The sequence below is a fragment of the Paenibacillus sp. FSL R5-192 genome (genome assembly GCF_000517845.1).
In the GTDB taxonomy this organism is placed as follows: Bacteria; Bacillota; Bacilli; order Paenibacillales; family Paenibacillaceae; genus Paenibacillus; species Paenibacillus amylolyticus.
This window is the reverse complement of sequence record NZ_ASPR01000014.1, coordinates 247283-263217: the sequence shown is the minus strand read 5'-3', so window position 1 is coordinate 263217 and position 15935 is coordinate 247283. Positions and strand designations below refer to the sequence as shown.

Genomic DNA, 15935 nt, shown 5'->3' with positions numbered 1-15935 from the left:
ACCTCTAGCTTTCAAGTCGCTATTAGAGGCTGAAATTCATCATTTACAGTCATTTTTTTACATTTTTTTGTAACTAAGACTCGATTGGGTAATTCGTTGCAGGGATATATAACCAATTATTTTTACTTTAACCAGCAACACTTAAAGCGTTACCAACTTAAGAATCAGGAATTTAGACTCACAAAAACAGGTTGACAAAAAACCACAAAAAAAGATACTCTTCCTAATAACAATGAATATTTCCTCTTACAACCTTAGACTGTAACTTGCATTCAATAAATGGAATATGCGTATGGTTCTAATAACCTATTTCATGAAGCGAGGTGTCCCGCATGAGAACAGTTGCGGACTATTTGGCAGAAACTCTGCGTAATCTAGGCGTTACTCATGTCTTTGGTATTATTGGTAAATCCATCTGTCCTGCTGTACTGAAAATGGTGGATTACGGATTAGAGTTCATTCCAGGCCGTCATGAATCCAGCTCAGGTTTTGCCGCATCCGGTTATGCATTACAGACAGGTAAACTCGGCGTTGCCTTTGCCACATCCGGTCCAGGCGGAACCAACCTGCTTACTGCAGCAGCCCATGCAAAAGCCAACAATCTGCCTGTACTGTTTATTACGGGTCATCAATCCATTCAGGAACTGGGGCTCCCCCAGTGTCAGGATTCTTCTTCCTATCTGGCTGATCTGGCCGAGATGTTCAGGCCTGCTACGCTATTCAGCAAACTGGTTGAGCGTGGAGATCACTTCGGCACACTGCTGAATCATGCCCTTTCCATTGCACTCGGCCCTAATAAAGGCCCTGTTCACCTCTGTATTCCTTTTGACGTACAGACCGAATTGTTATCCCAATGCCGGATTGTCATTCCCGAACCGGAACCTCTGCTTAGCGTATCTAATCTGAATCGCATTACTCCTCTCATTCAACAATCCAATCGCCCTTTAATTATTGCTGGTAAAGGTGTAAGTCGCGCCAGAGCCCATGATGAATTGCTTCAATTGGCCGAATCGTTCAACATTCCCGTCATTACTACTCCTGGTGGAAAAGGAGCGATTGCGTGGGACCATCCCTTGTACCATGGACCTTGTGGTGTTGGAGGTTTCCCGCATGCAGACGACATGTTGAACCAAAGTGACCTTTATATCGTACTCGGTTCACGTCTAAGTGACATGACCCTCTGCAATCTGAAGCCTGAACATCACCCGGCACACCTCATTCAATTTGACGCTGATCCTACATTTGTAGGCAAGATTCTGAGCGCTCAAACCTTACATATCACCGGTGATTTGAAGGACAACCTGCAATATTTGCTGGGCACATTAGAAGACCTTCCTACTCCTGTGAGAACCACAGCACCCATGGATTGCACTGTCCCTTTACCAGATCTCCCCCAACTGTCTCTGGCTTCTGTACTAGATGGAATGAGCGATCTGCTTCCGTATGATCATAAGCTGTTTGTTGATGATGGCAGCCATGGATTTCATGCGGTTCAGCGATATAAAGTCAAGAAACCAGGCAGCTTTGTGTTTGACGCGTACTTTGCCTGCATGGGGAACGCCATTGGTATGGCGATAGGTGCAAAGGCCGCTTCACCTGAAGAGACCGTTGTATGTATCACCGGGGATGGATGTTTCATGATGCTTGGGACGGAGATCAATACTGCGGTATGCAACAATCTGAACGTCATTTTCATTGTCGTTAACAACAAACAACTGGACATGGCACTCAAAGGAATGGAAAAAACAACAGGCAGAATTGATGGCACATTATATGAAGTTCCTATGGATGCTGCCAAATTCGCCGAATCGCTCGGTGCGGTTGCGTTTCGAGCAGAGACTCTTGCTGAATTCTCATCTGCGTTGAACACAGCCCAGACGTTGAATCAGGTAACTGTTATTGAGCTTCTGACCGATCGAGATGAAATTCCACCCACAGCTCACCGCACCGTAAATTTGAATTAGGAGGAGCATATCATGAGTGAACATGTAGCTCAGGGACTAGACCGTTTCGCGAAACTATCTGGTGAGTACGGCGCAAGAGCTCTCGCACCCATCAAAGAACATTTTCCCGAATTGTCGGAATTTATTATGGGGACGGCGTACGGGGATATCTTTCAGCGCACCACGATTACGGATCAATGGAAGGAAGTTGCTATCATCTCTTCGTTGATCACCCAAGGACAGTATGAACAATTGGGCGTACATTACACGATGGCTCTGAGTGTCGGGGTAACTGTAGATCAGCTCAAGGGAATATTGCTACATCTGGCGCCATGTGTGGGTGCTCCACGCATTATAAGTGCATTTAATATTTTGCTTGCCACCTTGGACGAAATACAGTAATTCACTTTTCTACATTTTTATACATGATTCGACTTTTTTATTGATCTTTTTACATTCCTACCTTTATAATATGGTTAAATTATCCTTCGAACCAGCTCGCATCTTAGAAGCTTTCGGCAGAGGCCCAATGGGCTGTGTATCCACTAACAGGATAGCCTTAACTCATTTAAAGGAGAGAGATCAAACATGGGAAATTTCATTCTGAAGACTGACGTTCCAAACAAGGTGTTAAACATTGAACTGGAGGGTTCTTTCTCTCAAGAAGACGGTTTGCGTTCCATCTCGGCCTATCAGGATACGATCGCTTCTATTAACACGAAGGAGTATGACCTGAACATCGATTGCAAAAAGTTGAATGTTACTGCTCCGGAGATTGTTCCTCTTCTGGAAGGCTGCCTTCAATTGTTCAAAAAAGATGAATATAAAAAAGTCGTGTTGACCCTCGAGAACAACGCGATTCTAAAAATGCAATTGTCCCGGCTCGGCCGGTCAGTCGGTCTGGACAATCTCGAAATCATATCTACCGTTACCACTTAATAAACCAGGCGGACAAGCTGTGAATTCACCCTTCCGCTCAAGAGGAGAATGAAGATGGCCGGAATTCGTATTGTAGATATCGATATCTATCATCCAGCAACCAAGGTGCACAATGATTTTTATATTGAACATTTTGATGCAAGAGGTGTAGATATTCGTGGATTGTTACAGGCACTTGGTCGTGATACACGTTATAAAATTGACAACGATGACGAAAATTCACTAAGCATGGCCTATGAGGCGGCCAGTAACCTACTGGAAAAAACCGGGCTCACCGGTGCAGATATTGATCTGATTGCTTATGCAAGCCAAACGCCAGAATACATCTTTCCTACGAATTCCCTGATGATCCATCGCCTGATTAACGGCGCTTCTCACACGATCTGTATTGACAGCAACGCCAACTGCGCGGGTATGACTGCTGCTTTCGAACAAGTTAGCCGGCAGATGCTGGGCAATCCTCGAATTCGCCGCGCATTAATCATCGGCTCTGATTATGTGGCTCCTCACGCCAGTCCCGATGATCCCGTATACTTCGCCAATTTCGGTGATGCAGCAGCGGCGGTTATTGTAGAACGAGATGAACATGCTGTCGGTTTCATTGATTCCATCTATCAGACGGATACCTGTGTGTATGGTAATTCTCTTTTTCCTGCAGAAGGCTTGGCAAAGCTGGGCACAACGGGTGTAGATGCGGGTGCCTTTCATGTGAAATTCATCCCATTTGATGATTCCATCTGTGTGGATGCTGCTTCAGAGTCCATTCGTACCTTGCTGATACGTAACGAGATTGCTCCAGATGAGATCAGAGCGGCCTGCTTCTCCCAACTATCCATTAGTAACATTCGGGCTGTATCTGCGAACGTCGGCATTGGTGATGATATTGCCGTCTATATCGGAGATGAGTTCGGATACACCTCAACCAGCAGTCCATTCATCGCATTACATCGAGCGGTTACAACCGGTCAGATTCAGCGTGGTGACAAAGTTCTGTTCTGGACCGTTGGGGCCGGGTGGCAAAATGTAGCCATGGTGCTTGAATATTAGGCCTTACTTCACCAAAATAATAACCAGGACGATCCCTTTTATTTTAAATTCAAAAAGGATCGTCTTTTTATTTGAAAGCAACCCTCAAAACACCATGTACACTGCTTCGGGCTTTATTAACTCATAGCAGTTAACTCAAAGCAGTTAACTCAAAGCAAAAAGCAGCCCTATTGGACTGCCAGACTTCTGCTTTTATACCAAACGTTCAGAAAATCTTCTTTGTCTCCCGATCGTCTTTCAGGATCTCTACAGCCTCCCGAAAACGTAAGGAATGCACAATCTCGCGTTCCCTTAGAAACTTCAGACTATCCTGCAGATCCACGTCATCGGTCAGGTCGATCAACCATTGATATGTAGCCCGGGCTTTCTCTTCTGCTGCAATGTCCTCGTACAGATCCGCAATTGGATCACCCTTTGCAGCAATGTAGGCAGCTGTAAAGGGAACACCGGAGGAATTGGTATAAAACAAGGCAGAATCGCGTTGAGCATAGTTCGGCCCAAGTCCCGCTTCTTCCAGTTGATCCACCGACGCGTCCTTGGTCAACTTGTAGATCATTGTGGCAATCATCTCCAGATGAGAAAATTCCTCTGTAGCAATATCCGTCAGCAGACCGATAATCTTGTCTGGAATCGTATAACGCTGATTCAGATATCGAAGGGCAGCGGCCAACTCCCCATCGGCACCGCCATATTGTTCCATCAGCAATTTCGCCATACGAGGATCACATTTACTAACCCTCACGGGATATTGCAGTTTTTTCTCATACACCCACATGTAAGACGCCTCCCTCTACGTTATCAAAATACAGCCATTCTTCTAACCCTCGGGCTTCCTGTCCCTAAAGTCCTGCAAGGAAGCCTGAGGCTGATGTGTCACACTTGCCATGGCCACGGCGTCTGAGACCATTCCCACGGATATTTGGAGAAGGCATGACCAAAGTTCATAAGTGGTCCATACAATTGTTGAAACTCCTGCGCCACCCGCGTACGTTCTTGCGTGAATTTGTTATATTGCTCTATGCTCTGATAATCCCCAGGATGGGTGTCCAGGTACAGATTCAGCTCCACTAATACAAAATCCAGAGCCTGAAGTTCCTCCAGCAGCTCATAGTATTGGGTATCGCACGCTTTTGCTCCTTCAGGTTCCATCCACTTCCACCTTCCTTCCCTTCGATCTAGCTGGTGTATAAGGGCTGTATAATGCAGGCCATAAGGTTCCCAATCTCAACGCTTCCGCCGGGCTGTACTGCGGCCAGCCCATGGGCTGAAATGGAATAAATAACTGCGGAGGTACCAGATACGTCCGAATCGCTACCGGCGGACAAGGATCAAACGGCCCCACAAAAGGGGCGTAAGCACGAAGCTGCGGATCTTTCACAAAACAACGCCTCCTTATTACATCGTTGGTGCATATTGAATAACACTGAGTTCTTTCCCGCTTCCCGTCTCTATATCCATATGACGCTGTCCCCGAAGTTAATCCGAAATTCGTTTCAACTATGTGCAGAATTTCTCCAAATTTTCTCTAAAATAAAAAAAGACCTTCGGTTCGTTCCCCTTTCAGGTAACGTCCAAAGGTCTTACATCCTGGCAGATCTTCGTAATCTGCATCATTTCATACTTTTACTCGTCTTATCTTACTCCTGCAACGAGTTCTATTCTGCTGGTTTTTCTTCCGAATTCATGTCTTGAGGGACAGATTGCTTGTACACTCGAACACGGGTAATTCGCAAACGAGTCGATTCTTCCACTTCAAAAACGTACCCATTCAGCTCCTGCGTTTTCCCCTTGGATGGATTGCCCCCAAGCTCTTTAAACAACCATCCGCCGATGGTATCCACTTCTTCATCCTCAATGATGGCTCCGGTCCACTTATGAACTTCTTCAATAAGCGAACGACCATCAACGGAAAATGAATCTCCACTCCGTTCCATATGCGGACGCTCGTCCTCAAACTCGTCATACAAGTCTCCAACGATCTCTTCCAGAATTTCTTCCGCAGTTAACAATCCAGCTGTGCCACCATATTCATCCACAACCAGCGTCATCTGTGAATGTTTCTTCTGCATGAGACGCAGCACATGGCTGATTTCCATCGATTCAGGAACGTTTAAGATTGGACGGACAAGTGAAGCCAGATCATGTTGTTGCTCCGGTTTAGACAGCAACAGATCGGTGATGTGTATAAATCCAATGATCTCATCCTTGTCTTCTACTGCTACGGGATACCGGGAATGTTTGGTTGCATTAATAATCTCCAGGTTCTCTTCCAAAGACATATGTGTGTACAGACAATCCATGTCTGTACGTGGCAGCATCACTTCACGTGCCAGCATATCGGAGAAATCAAAGATGTTGTCCATCAGTTTGATCTCATCTTTATCGATGACACCACTTTTGGCACTCTGCTTCATCAGAATACGAAGTTCATCTTCCGAGTGAGCTTCGCCTTCACTGGCAGGTTCAATACCCGCCAGACGCAGCAATGCATTGGCCGATACATTCAGTACCCAGATGAACGGGAAGAAGATTTTGTAGAACAACAGCAAGGGCGCAGATAAAAACAATGCCACTCCGTCTGTTTTTTGAATTGCCAACGATTTAGGTGCAAGCTCACCCAGCACAATATGCAGAAACGTAATGATACAGAAACCGATAATGACCGACACGGTCGAAATAAGCCCTGTATCTCCTACACCAAGTTTAAACATGAGTGGCTCAACGAGCAATTCGGAGATGGCCGGTTCTCCCAGCCACCCGAGTCCAAGCGATGTCAGCGTAATCCCGAACTGAGTTGCCGATAGATAGGAATCCAGTTTACTATTCACCTTCAGTGCATAACCAGCCATACGATTTCCTTCACTCTGCAATTGAGTTAAGCGTGTCTGCCTTACTTTCACAAGCGAAAATTCCGCTGCGACAAATACGCCATTCAAAAATACGAGCAAAAAGACACAGACCAGATTAAATACCAGCTGCCCAAGATGAAATTCGGTATGAATATCCAAGTTGAAACTCCCCTTTTCTATCTATTTCAGGAATACACCTGGAATATCAACGTGTGATTGCCTTTCTCGATTTGAAATCCACACCTTTGTAATACATATCTGCCACTAGCAGGTTTGGTCCGCAACAGGATGCAATATCGCAATGGCAATTGACCGTTTGATTCAACGGATGTTCAGCTGACCATTCATGGAACACATCATCCAGTTTACGATCACGAATATTACCAAATTCCGGGATATCGGCAAAATCGGTCACATACACATTACCCGTGAACATGTTGACGTTAACGCGGTTGCGTCCGTCCGGATCATTACGTACCGTCACATTTGGTTCGCTGTATAAACGGTTGATCAGTTCCCGATCCTGCTCTGCTGCACTGCACGCGAAGAATGGCAGAGTACCAAAGAGCATCCACATATCTTTGTCACGTGCATCAAGCAAACGATGAATCGCTGCTCTCATATGGTCCAGTGATAACACGGGCAACGACGAAGCAAAGTTCGAATTATACATTGGATGCACTTCGTGACGAACACAGCCCATCTCACGAATCAATTGATGAATACCATCCAGCTTGTCGTGTGTACGGAAGTTAATCATGGACTCGGCAGAGATAAACATGCCTGCTTCACTTAATTTGCGGGAATTTTCAATCATTTTCTCATACATCTTCACCGCGACTTCACGTTTCACAGGTCTGCCACTATTCGCAAATCCGACTTGATGGAAATCGTCAGCATTCAGGTAGTTGAATGAGATATGCATAACGTCCAGATACGGCAAAAGTTGCTCATATCGGCTGATATCCAGCGTTAAGTTGGAATTGATTTGGGAACGGATTCCACGTTCCTTGGCATATTTGAGCAGTGGGATAATCATCTCATCCACTGTTTTCTGGCTAAAGCTTGGCTCGCCACCCGTCAGACTAATCGTCTGCAGATGCTCCACTTCATCCAATCGTTTCAGCATCAGCGGTAATGGAAGAGCCGGCGCTTCACGCATCGTAAGCATATCTCCTACGGCACAGTGCTCACACCGCATGTTACACAGATGTGTCACAGTCATTTCTACACTGGTCAACACATGGCGTCCATATGTACGCAGAGAGCCAATCGGATCCCACGGATCATTCGTTGGAGATAAAGGCATCGGTTGTACCGATCCTGAGTTTAGCATGGTCATTGTTCTTCACCTTATTCCTTTTATTAACCTAAAAAGTTTTATTTACATCATACCTTGTGTTTCTCTTTTTGGAGTTATCTTTTATCATAGCACAATTTTGAATGCTCCGGCATACGTAGACCCTGTCCATTACATGACAAAAAACACTCAGGTAACTCCGGGCCGAATCACGAAACGGCCCCGATATTACGACATGAGCGCTAATCATTTCTAAGCTTGTTCAGCTTTCCAACCGTTCACTTTGGGCAGATGAAGGTGTATCCTCCAGACCCTCTACACCTGTGATCATCACAGACAGTGCTGTGGACAGGTTAATTTCGTAGGGCGAAGATAAGGTCTGGCCGTCGGCATCCTTGAGCACCCGGATAAGTGGACGTTGAGGAACACGTGGATGAATCGCTGCGACCACCCCAACCTCTCCCGTACTGAGCGTGACCGATAGGCCCACGGGGTAGATCGCTACACAATCCCTGAATCTCTCCAGCATTCGTTGTTCATAAAGCGTTCCTGAGCCCGTATACAGCACCTCTACGGCCTGATGTGGCAGCAAGGCTTGCTTGTAGACTCGATTCGTTGTCATGGCATCATACGAATCAGCAAGCGCAATCCACTTGGCATACTCATGAATCTCTTTATCCTTCAGCCCAAAGGGATATCCGCTGCCATCAATTCGCTCATGGTGCTGCAATGCACAATGTGCAGATAGAAGCGGTATACCTGGTTCGTCTTTGAGAATACGATGTCCATATGTAGTGTGCTGCTGAATGATTTTAAATTCCTCGTCACTTAATCTGGAAGGCTTATGCAGAATTTCTGGTGCAATCTGAGTCTTGCCAATATCATGCAATAAGGCACCCAGACCAATCTCCATTAATTGCTGGCGTGTGTAACCCGAAGCGACACCAAGAACCAGTGTATACACACATACATTCAGCGAATGATTATACAGGTCAAAATCACTGGAGTTCATGTCCATCAGCATAATCATGGCTTCCTTCTGACTGCCGATGTCTTCCAGAATCGCATTCATCACACCACTAAGCGCTTTACCGAAATGAGGAATCCGATTCTTCGTTTTCATTCCCGACATGCTCTGAAATTGCTGCTTGATCTCTACCAGTGCCTTCCTTCGGGTCTCTTCCTGCAACATTTCAGGAACAATGATGTCCTCTGTCGCAGCATCTTTAATATACACATAACCGACTCCGAGATCCTTAAGGCGTCCAATCAATCGACTGGTTAGCTCTACATCCTCACTAAGTAATACAAGGCCTTCTTCACTATAAATACGTTTCCCCAGCTTCATGCCAGGCTGCAATAAGTTTATATGTACTAAACGCACAGCCTATCCTCTCCCGCTCCGTAGATGTAATTACCACTAGCCGCCGCTTCAGCAGAAGGCAAGCACTTTAAATTTAGCTTTGATGCCAGCGGGCTCGCAGGCTGTCGTCCAGAGCCCCTGGTCGTTTTATTTCCGCTTCCAGCAAATCGCGTATGAATTCCGGAAGATGATAGAGCGTACGGGTTCCATGAGCAAGAGGAGGATACCCCACATTGAACGTAAACATGTCCAGTGTCCCAACGATATACTCACATTGTTCGTCCATAGGCTCCCCATTGATGGATATGGTCTGGATCTTCTCATAGGCTGGCGCATCTGGGTTGTATTGAACTTCCATTCCGTCCATACATAACGTGCCTAGAATATGACCACGAAAACCAAATCCCACAATGGGCTTACCTGAAAACTCGTCCAACAAGGACTGCTCAAGTGCTTCACGAATATGACTTCCACTCAAGCATATTGTACAAGCATTTATAGGAGATGGACATAGGGAATGCAACATTCCTTTTGTAATATTACCTTGTGGAAGATCTCCGAGAAGCTGACCTGCATTCACCAGAGACAGCTGTGCCCCCGTGAAATGACGTACAGCTTGTGCAAGCAAGGTTGCAAACGGGGACTCCCGGTCATACGTGATGGGCAGCACCCGATCCGTTATCACTGCCGTCTGATTGAGTGTCCTTTCGGCCTCGGCACGATTCGTAGCGATTGCCAGCGCGACCTGATCATCCAGTAATATACTCTTGGCAGCCATACAACCGCTACTTACCAGATGGAGAGGTTCTCCCACACTTATTCGTTCCAGAACCACTTTCCCAAGCCATTGGCCAAATTTTCCAGCTGCGCCCAGCACGGTCTGACCAATGACTAAAGGTTCTTCGAGAACATGATGGGTATGTCCACCGAGAATAACATCAATTCCAGTAATCTGCTCCGCCAGTCTCCGATCTGTCGAAAGCCCCAGATGAGAAAGAATAACCACAACATCCACTTCATCACGTAATGCTTCCACTTGAGCTCTTAATGACTCCACAGGGTCCAGAACATCCCACCCGAGCAATTCATAAAACGTGGTAAAAGGGGCCGTTGCCCCCAGCAGACCAACGCGAAATGGACCTTTCTCCACAATCAGAGAAGGTTTCATCCACACTGGCGCGAGTCCAGTATCTTGCTCCACAACATTGCTGCATACCACAGGACACAGAAGTCCAGCGTAGGACTGTGAGAGCTGAGCTGGCGTAAAGGTTAGTCCTTCGTTGTTACCAATTGTAATGGCATCGTAGCCCGTCAGGTTAATAACATCAACATTAGCCGTACCCAGTGTTCCCTCTGTTTCAACGGCCATCCGGTCCATATGATCGCCGATATCCAATACAAGGAAGTTGCCACCTTGGTCACGTTCCTCATTGATCATAGCGGCGATGGTGCTCATGGAGCCGAAGTGGCTATGAATGTCGTTGGTGTGCAGAATCGTTAACTTTTGCTTCTCCCTGGTGCTCATCACACCGCCTCCCCTGCTCTTCAATAAACGTTCATTCTTCTAATGGATAAGCATAACATTTTCCGCGTCGTTATGATATATTTATAGGGTTTAGAGATCAAAAAGAGGTGAGTCATATCCATGAAATTGACAATTCAACTATTTGCAGGCATTGCAGAACGTTTAAATACATCCCTTCTGGAGTTTGAGTACATTGGAGACATTCCAACCGCTGCCGATTTAAAAGAAAAACTGAGTCTAGCCTACCCAGAGGCAGCTTCTCAGATAAGGACATCCTTTTTGGCAGTTAACCAGCAGTACGCTCCTGCCGATACTATACTTAGCTCAGAAGATGAACTTGCGTTGATCCCTCCCGTCTCTGGAGGCGATGGTACGGATATATCCGATGAACAGCTTCGCTCTACCGTTCCAGAGCATCGGACTGAAGATGGCTTATTTCTAATTACAGAATCCACTTTGTCCGTGGAAGCAACAACGGCGCTAGTGATTACCCCGAATCACGGGGCAGCTCTTACTTTTGTAGGTACAACTCGTGAAATGACCGGTGAACAGCGCACCGTTCATCTTGAATACGAGGCCTATGTGCCGATGGCTCTTTCTCAGATGGCAGCCATTGGTGTGGAAATCTCCGATCGCTGGCCTGGTGTGTTATGTGCAATCAGTCACCGAATCGGCAAAGTAGATGTGGCAGAGATTAGTGTAGTCATTGCTGTTTCCTCGCCTCATCGCAACGACTGTTATGATGCAAGCCGTTACGCCATAGAGAGACTGAAACAGACCGTTCCGATCTGGAAAAAGGAAATTTGGGAAGATGGATCTGAATGGAAGGGGCATCAATTAGGACCATGGAACCCCATGGAGAACTAAACAATGAGCCTTTACACCTTTTTAGACAGAGTGGGTTAATAGTAAATAAGTCGTTGTCAACCCATTTTTTTCTTGTTATTATAATTATATGTGTCGATATTAGTCGAGAAAAGGTGGTTTATACGTGAGAGTGCATGTTACTGATCTTAAACCGGGTGACCTGTTACAAAATGATGTATACAACAGTTCGGGTCTCCACATGCTGATGAAAGGTTCCACCCTCAGTGAAGATGACCTATCCAAACTGTTGCAACATGGAATCGAGTACGCAGATGTAGAACACACACCATCCGACCTACACTCTGATGCACAAACCTTACCTTCCGATCAAACCCGTCTGTTAACTAATTTGTTTAACGATACGATCAAAGGTACTGAATCTCTATTTCAACAAGCGATGGAGAAGGGTTTTATTGATGAGACACAGGTCGATGAGATTTTGTTTACCCTAACAGAACAGTTGGAAAAACAAAAAGATGTTGTCTCCTTGTTGCTTATGCTTGACGGGGATAGCGATTATACGTACAACCATTCATTGCAAGTCGGAATGCTCGCTTTTTATATCGCCGGCTGGATGGGTTACAACCCCGAGGAATGTCTAACTGTAGCCAAAGCAGGATATCTTCATGATATCGGCAAGTCCAAGATTCCTTCTGAGATTTTACATAAACCTGGTAAATTGACCACGGAAGAATTTGACGAAATGAAGAAACACACATTCTATGGGTACGATATCATTAAAGAATCCACGCAGGATGAAATTCTGGCAACGGTTGCACTTCAACATCATGAGCGCGAGGATGGAAGTGGTTATCCTCATGGACTGCGAGGAGACGAGATCCACCCCTATTCCCGTATAACTGCTGTAGCAGACGTTTACAGCGCCATGACGACGAATCGGGTATACCAGACCAAACAGGAACTGATCTCTGTTCTGTGTGAGCTGTACAGCCTCAGCTTTGGTCAGTTAAATGCTGAAGCAACACAGGAACTGATCAAGCACATGCTGCCTAATTTTATCGGTAAAAGGGTTCTGCTCACCACGGGTCAGACGGGGCTCATTGTCATGAATAATCCTGCGGATTATTTCCGACCACTCGTTCAGACCTCTACGGCCTTTATCGATTTAGCGAAAGAAAGAGATATTGCTATCGTTGAGATTTATGTACAGTAACTGTTCATTGTACACAGCATGTATACGAAGAACCCCATAGTAACTGAAATAACCAACTTATAGGTTGGCATATGACAAAAGGGAAGCCGTAATCGGCTTCCCTTTTGTCTATTCCGATTCGATCATGTTGGATTACACACAGAATGCTTTTGTGATGATAACCAACAGAATGAACAGTACCAAGATTGCACCAGTGTTTGTGAACATATTGTATCCACCAACGCCGCCTACTCCGCCTACATTGCCACCACAGCCATATCCTACTTCGCTCATGTGATTGCCTCCTCTTCATCAGGTATACCCTAACATATGACGTTTCCGTTGGAATGAACCGGGCGAACAGGCAACATTCGATAAATGGTTGTCTGTCTGCATCTACCTGAGTGGGTTAGCCTTTTGCTACTCCCTGTTCTTTGCAGGGATCTATATATCGGACTCCGAATGAACCTGGATGCCTTTTTCCTTGCGGTACATGATAACAAGTAATCTCCAAAATTCATAACTGCCTTTGTCATTCATAATAAACGGTCGATAATAATCAAACGCTTGTTGCGCCCATGCGGGACAAACCATATTGGAAAGTTGCTCCTGTTGCTGAATCCATCCCCCTTGAATCTCCAGCGTTTTCTGCATGGCTTCAAACATTTTCTTCTGCTCAGACGTCATCGGCGGAGCCTCCTGTTCCTGAGATGCAGTTCCGTATTCGGCCTGTAGATACGCACCCGGTTCTGTCACACCATCTTCGCTGGCAGTATATCCGTAAGATGGTGCGCTGGTTTTCCGGATCTCATAATGTACATGCGGGCCGGTACTCTGACCCGTGCTTCCCTGATTACCGATAAGCTGGCCTCTCTTCACCCGCTGCCCAACGTTTACGGCAATCCGCGAAAGGTGAGCATAACAATGCAAGTAACCGCGATGATCTTGAAGTGCAACTGTAAGCCCATAACCGCCGAATCCGGAGCCTGTAACTCCTTCGGAAGCAAAACGTACCCTACCTTCCATAAAGGCATAGACGGGGCCATTCCAAGGCTCTGTCACGAGATCAATTCCGCGGTGGAATGTCTGTCCACCATGAATAGGATGAATTCGATAGCCGAATGAACTTGTAATCCGATATCCCTCGAAAGGGTTCACGCTCATACACTCACATCCTTTTCTATCATTAAATGCTTAAATCTATGAAATGGCTTGTGCTATTGGTCTTATTTTATTCCACAAAAATACCGCTCAGAATATCATTTAGGAAACCTTATGGTCTCTCCAACGGTATATTCCAAGCGGCGCTGTGCTAATATGAACACTCTATGAGATGTATATATTATTATTTCATTTTAACCACTGCTCACTTCTAATTCAGAGGTCTGTATATGACGCCTAGCTGATCCAATTCCTGTCCTGCTCTTCCATAAAATCCGGCAATGTACCACCCCGCTGGTGCCTCAAGTTTGATTTGATCCGAGGTCTTTTGTCCGCCTTCAACTTTATTTCCAAGATTGGTGGACAACTCCACGTAAAAGATCCGTTTATCTCCATTACGTGTCCCCTGACCAATTGTTGCCTCGGTTAAGTACTCTCCGTCTGCCAAGTTCAGTGTGGCAATGTTGGATTGACCACCATGTACCAGGTTCGTTCCATCCCTGTACAGCGTTGAAATGCCGTCTACACGGTTGCCCGAATTAAGCACCACTGAGCTAGGTCTGGCATCGGGAATCTGATTCAGATCATTAAACCCAGTTCCTCCAGATCCTCCGATTGTTGAACTTAGTTGGTACTGAGAAGATGTGCTGTACACAAATTCCGCTGTAATCGGATAATGATCGGAGAGTTGCTTCCCACTCGGATCAACAAATGTTTGATTTTCTAACCGATAGCTCTGTGCATTAAGGGACAACGCTTTACTTCCGCGATACAAAATTTTGTCCACGATCTCATAGTTGGGTCCATTTAAATTGCTTGCATCCATAAGGGCGTCTCCATCAGCGGGAATACTCCCACCTCGGATCAAATCGATCCACGGATCTCTTAAACCATTCTCAGACATGAGCAACTCTATATTGTCAGCAGCACGGGTGTACCGTGTATTGGTATCCCCAAATACGATAACTGCGTTCCCGTCCGAGTGCTCCTTTATGTAATTGGAGAGTTGTCTGATATTATCTCGTCTGGCCTCAAGCGATTTATCATCGCTACCTGCGTCCGCATGCAAGTTGTACACGTCCAATTTTACCTGAGGTGTGATCTCATATGTAGCTGCTGTAAATCCTTTTGGAGTCAATTCATCACTTCCATTGTCAAAAAGACCAGATCGCTTATCCCAGGTAATACGTTTCAAGTCACGGAATGGATATTTGGACAGACTGTTCAACCCACTACCAAAACCCGCAATTCCGCTTGTTGTCGTCAAATACGGCAGAGTGACCTGAGATATCAGCTCATTATGATAATTAAAATCCTCTTGCACATTAATGATGTCATAGTCATTTAATTTGGGGGAAATCTGAACGGTGTACTCCTTGGGATTGGAGCTGGATACCAGGTCTGGAAGACCACCTACATTGTAACTAAGTACGTTGAATGAACCCGATACCGATCCATCTTCTGCTGCACTCGCCGTTGATAAAAATAACGGAGAGCTCGTAAAGGCAACAACAGCAGACAATACCAAGGCTGCTCCTTTTTTAACTATACTTCTTCGCATCATACCCCTCCTCATATTAGAATCTATTCAAATATATGTAATATTCGTTAATGGAAGAATAACGCTGGTCTATTCATTTGTAAATATACAAATTGAACTAAAGAATATTTCCACTTGCCACTCCGATAACAGAATAACCTTCTGATCACTTTTATCCCCAGATTTTTTGAATAAAAATACCCCCTAGAGAGACTTTTTAGAAAGTCTGTTCTAGAGGGTATTCGATC

16 protein-coding genes are annotated in these 15935 nt (G+C 45.6%); 6 read left to right on the top strand and 10 right to left on the bottom strand.

The window, feature by feature from the left end:
* Positions 1-332 precede the first annotated feature (332 nt).
* The 4 genes from C161_RS09595 to C161_RS09580 all read left to right on the top strand — a co-directional run bounded on the left by C161_RS09595 (position 333) and on the right by C161_RS09580 (position 3929).
* Positions 333-1964, top strand: coding sequence for a thiamine pyrophosphate-binding protein (locus C161_RS09595; protein WP_036669922.1), 1632 nt, complete (start codon positions 333-335; stop codon positions 1962-1964).
* A gap of 12 nt (positions 1965-1976) precedes the next feature.
* Positions 1977-2345, top strand: coding sequence for a carboxymuconolactone decarboxylase family protein (locus tag C161_RS09590; protein ID WP_017689521.1), 369 nt, complete (start codon positions 1977-1979; stop codon positions 2343-2345).
* A gap of 186 nt (positions 2346-2531) precedes the next feature.
* Positions 2532-2882: a hypothetical protein gene (locus C161_RS09585; RefSeq protein ID WP_036609902.1), complete on the top strand. Its 351-nt coding sequence runs from the start codon at positions 2532-2534 to the stop codon at positions 2880-2882.
* 54 nt (positions 2883-2936) lie between these two features.
* Positions 2937-3929 carry a 3-oxoacyl-[acyl-carrier-protein] synthase III C-terminal domain-containing protein gene (locus C161_RS09580; RefSeq protein ID WP_036669916.1) on the top strand — a complete coding sequence of 331 codons (993 nt, stop codon included), beginning with the start codon at positions 2937-2939 and terminating at the stop codon, positions 3927-3929.
* Between the two features lie 205 nt (positions 3930-4134).
* Here C161_RS09580 and C161_RS09575 read toward each other — a convergent pair whose 3' ends face one another.
* The 7 genes from C161_RS09575 to C161_RS09545 all read right to left on the bottom strand — a co-directional run bounded on the left by C161_RS09575 (position 4135) and on the right by C161_RS09545 (position 10966).
* Positions 4135-4704 (bottom strand): manganese catalase family protein, encoded by a 570-nt coding sequence (locus C161_RS09575; protein ID WP_036669914.1) that lies wholly within the window; start codon positions 4702-4704, stop codon positions 4135-4137.
* 98 nt (positions 4705-4802) lie between these two features.
* Positions 4803-5078, bottom strand: coding sequence for a spore coat protein CotJB (locus tag C161_RS09570; RefSeq protein WP_036669913.1), 276 nt, complete (start codon positions 5076-5078; stop codon positions 4803-4805).
* Entirely contained in the window at positions 5068-5307 is a 240-nt protein-coding gene (locus C161_RS09565) for a spore coat associated protein CotJA (protein ID WP_036609912.1), read from the bottom strand. Before C161_RS09565 ends, C161_RS09570 begins: the two co-directional genes overlap by 11 nt.
* A gap of 277 nt (positions 5308-5584) precedes the next feature.
* Positions 5585-6937, bottom strand: coding sequence for a hemolysin family protein (locus C161_RS09560; protein ID WP_036669911.1), 1353 nt, complete (start codon positions 6935-6937; stop codon positions 5585-5587).
* A 46-nt stretch (positions 6938-6983) separates the two neighbouring features.
* On the bottom strand, positions 6984-8120 hold the full coding sequence (yfkAB, locus tag C161_RS09555) for a radical SAM/CxCxxxxC motif protein YfkAB (protein ID WP_101313331.1): 1137 nt from the start codon (positions 8118-8120) through the stop codon (positions 6984-6986).
* A 220-nt stretch (positions 8121-8340) separates the two neighbouring features.
* Positions 8341-9426, bottom strand: a complete 1086-nt coding sequence (locus C161_RS09550; protein WP_235193778.1) for an HD-GYP domain-containing protein — start codon at positions 9424-9426, stop codon at positions 8341-8343.
* Positions 9427-9535: 109 nt separating this feature from the next.
* A complete protein-coding gene (locus C161_RS09545; protein WP_036669907.1) occupies positions 9536-10966 on the bottom strand; it encodes a bifunctional metallophosphatase/5'-nucleotidase in 1431 nt (476 codons plus the stop codon).
* 120 nt (positions 10967-11086) lie between these two features.
* Here C161_RS09545 and C161_RS09540 point away from each other — a divergent pair, with 120 nt between their 5' ends.
* Positions 11087-11833, top strand: a complete 747-nt coding sequence (locus tag C161_RS09540) for a molybdenum cofactor biosynthesis protein (protein ID WP_036609923.1) — start codon at positions 11087-11089, stop codon at positions 11831-11833.
* Between the two features lie 124 nt (positions 11834-11957).
* Positions 11958-13007, top strand: a complete 1050-nt coding sequence (locus C161_RS09535) for an HD-GYP domain-containing protein (RefSeq protein WP_036669905.1) — start codon at positions 11958-11960, stop codon at positions 13005-13007.
* A gap of 132 nt (positions 13008-13139) precedes the next feature.
* Here C161_RS09535 and C161_RS32755 read toward each other — a convergent pair whose 3' ends face one another.
* The 3 genes from C161_RS32755 to C161_RS09525 all read right to left on the bottom strand — a co-directional run bounded on the left by C161_RS32755 (position 13140) and on the right by C161_RS09525 (position 15708).
* On the bottom strand, positions 13140-13280 hold the full coding sequence (locus tag C161_RS32755; RefSeq protein ID WP_017689533.1) for a hypothetical protein: 141 nt from the start codon (positions 13278-13280) through the stop codon (positions 13140-13142).
* A 150-nt stretch (positions 13281-13430) separates the two neighbouring features.
* Positions 13431-14150: a M23 family metallopeptidase gene (locus tag C161_RS31480; RefSeq protein ID WP_051449673.1), complete on the bottom strand. Its 720-nt coding sequence runs from the start codon at positions 14148-14150 to the stop codon at positions 13431-13433.
* Between the two features lie 208 nt (positions 14151-14358).
* Positions 14359-15708: a jacalin-like lectin gene (locus C161_RS09525; protein ID WP_200869414.1), complete on the bottom strand. Its 1350-nt coding sequence runs from the start codon at positions 15706-15708 to the stop codon at positions 14359-14361.
* Positions 15709-15935 lie beyond the last annotated feature (227 nt).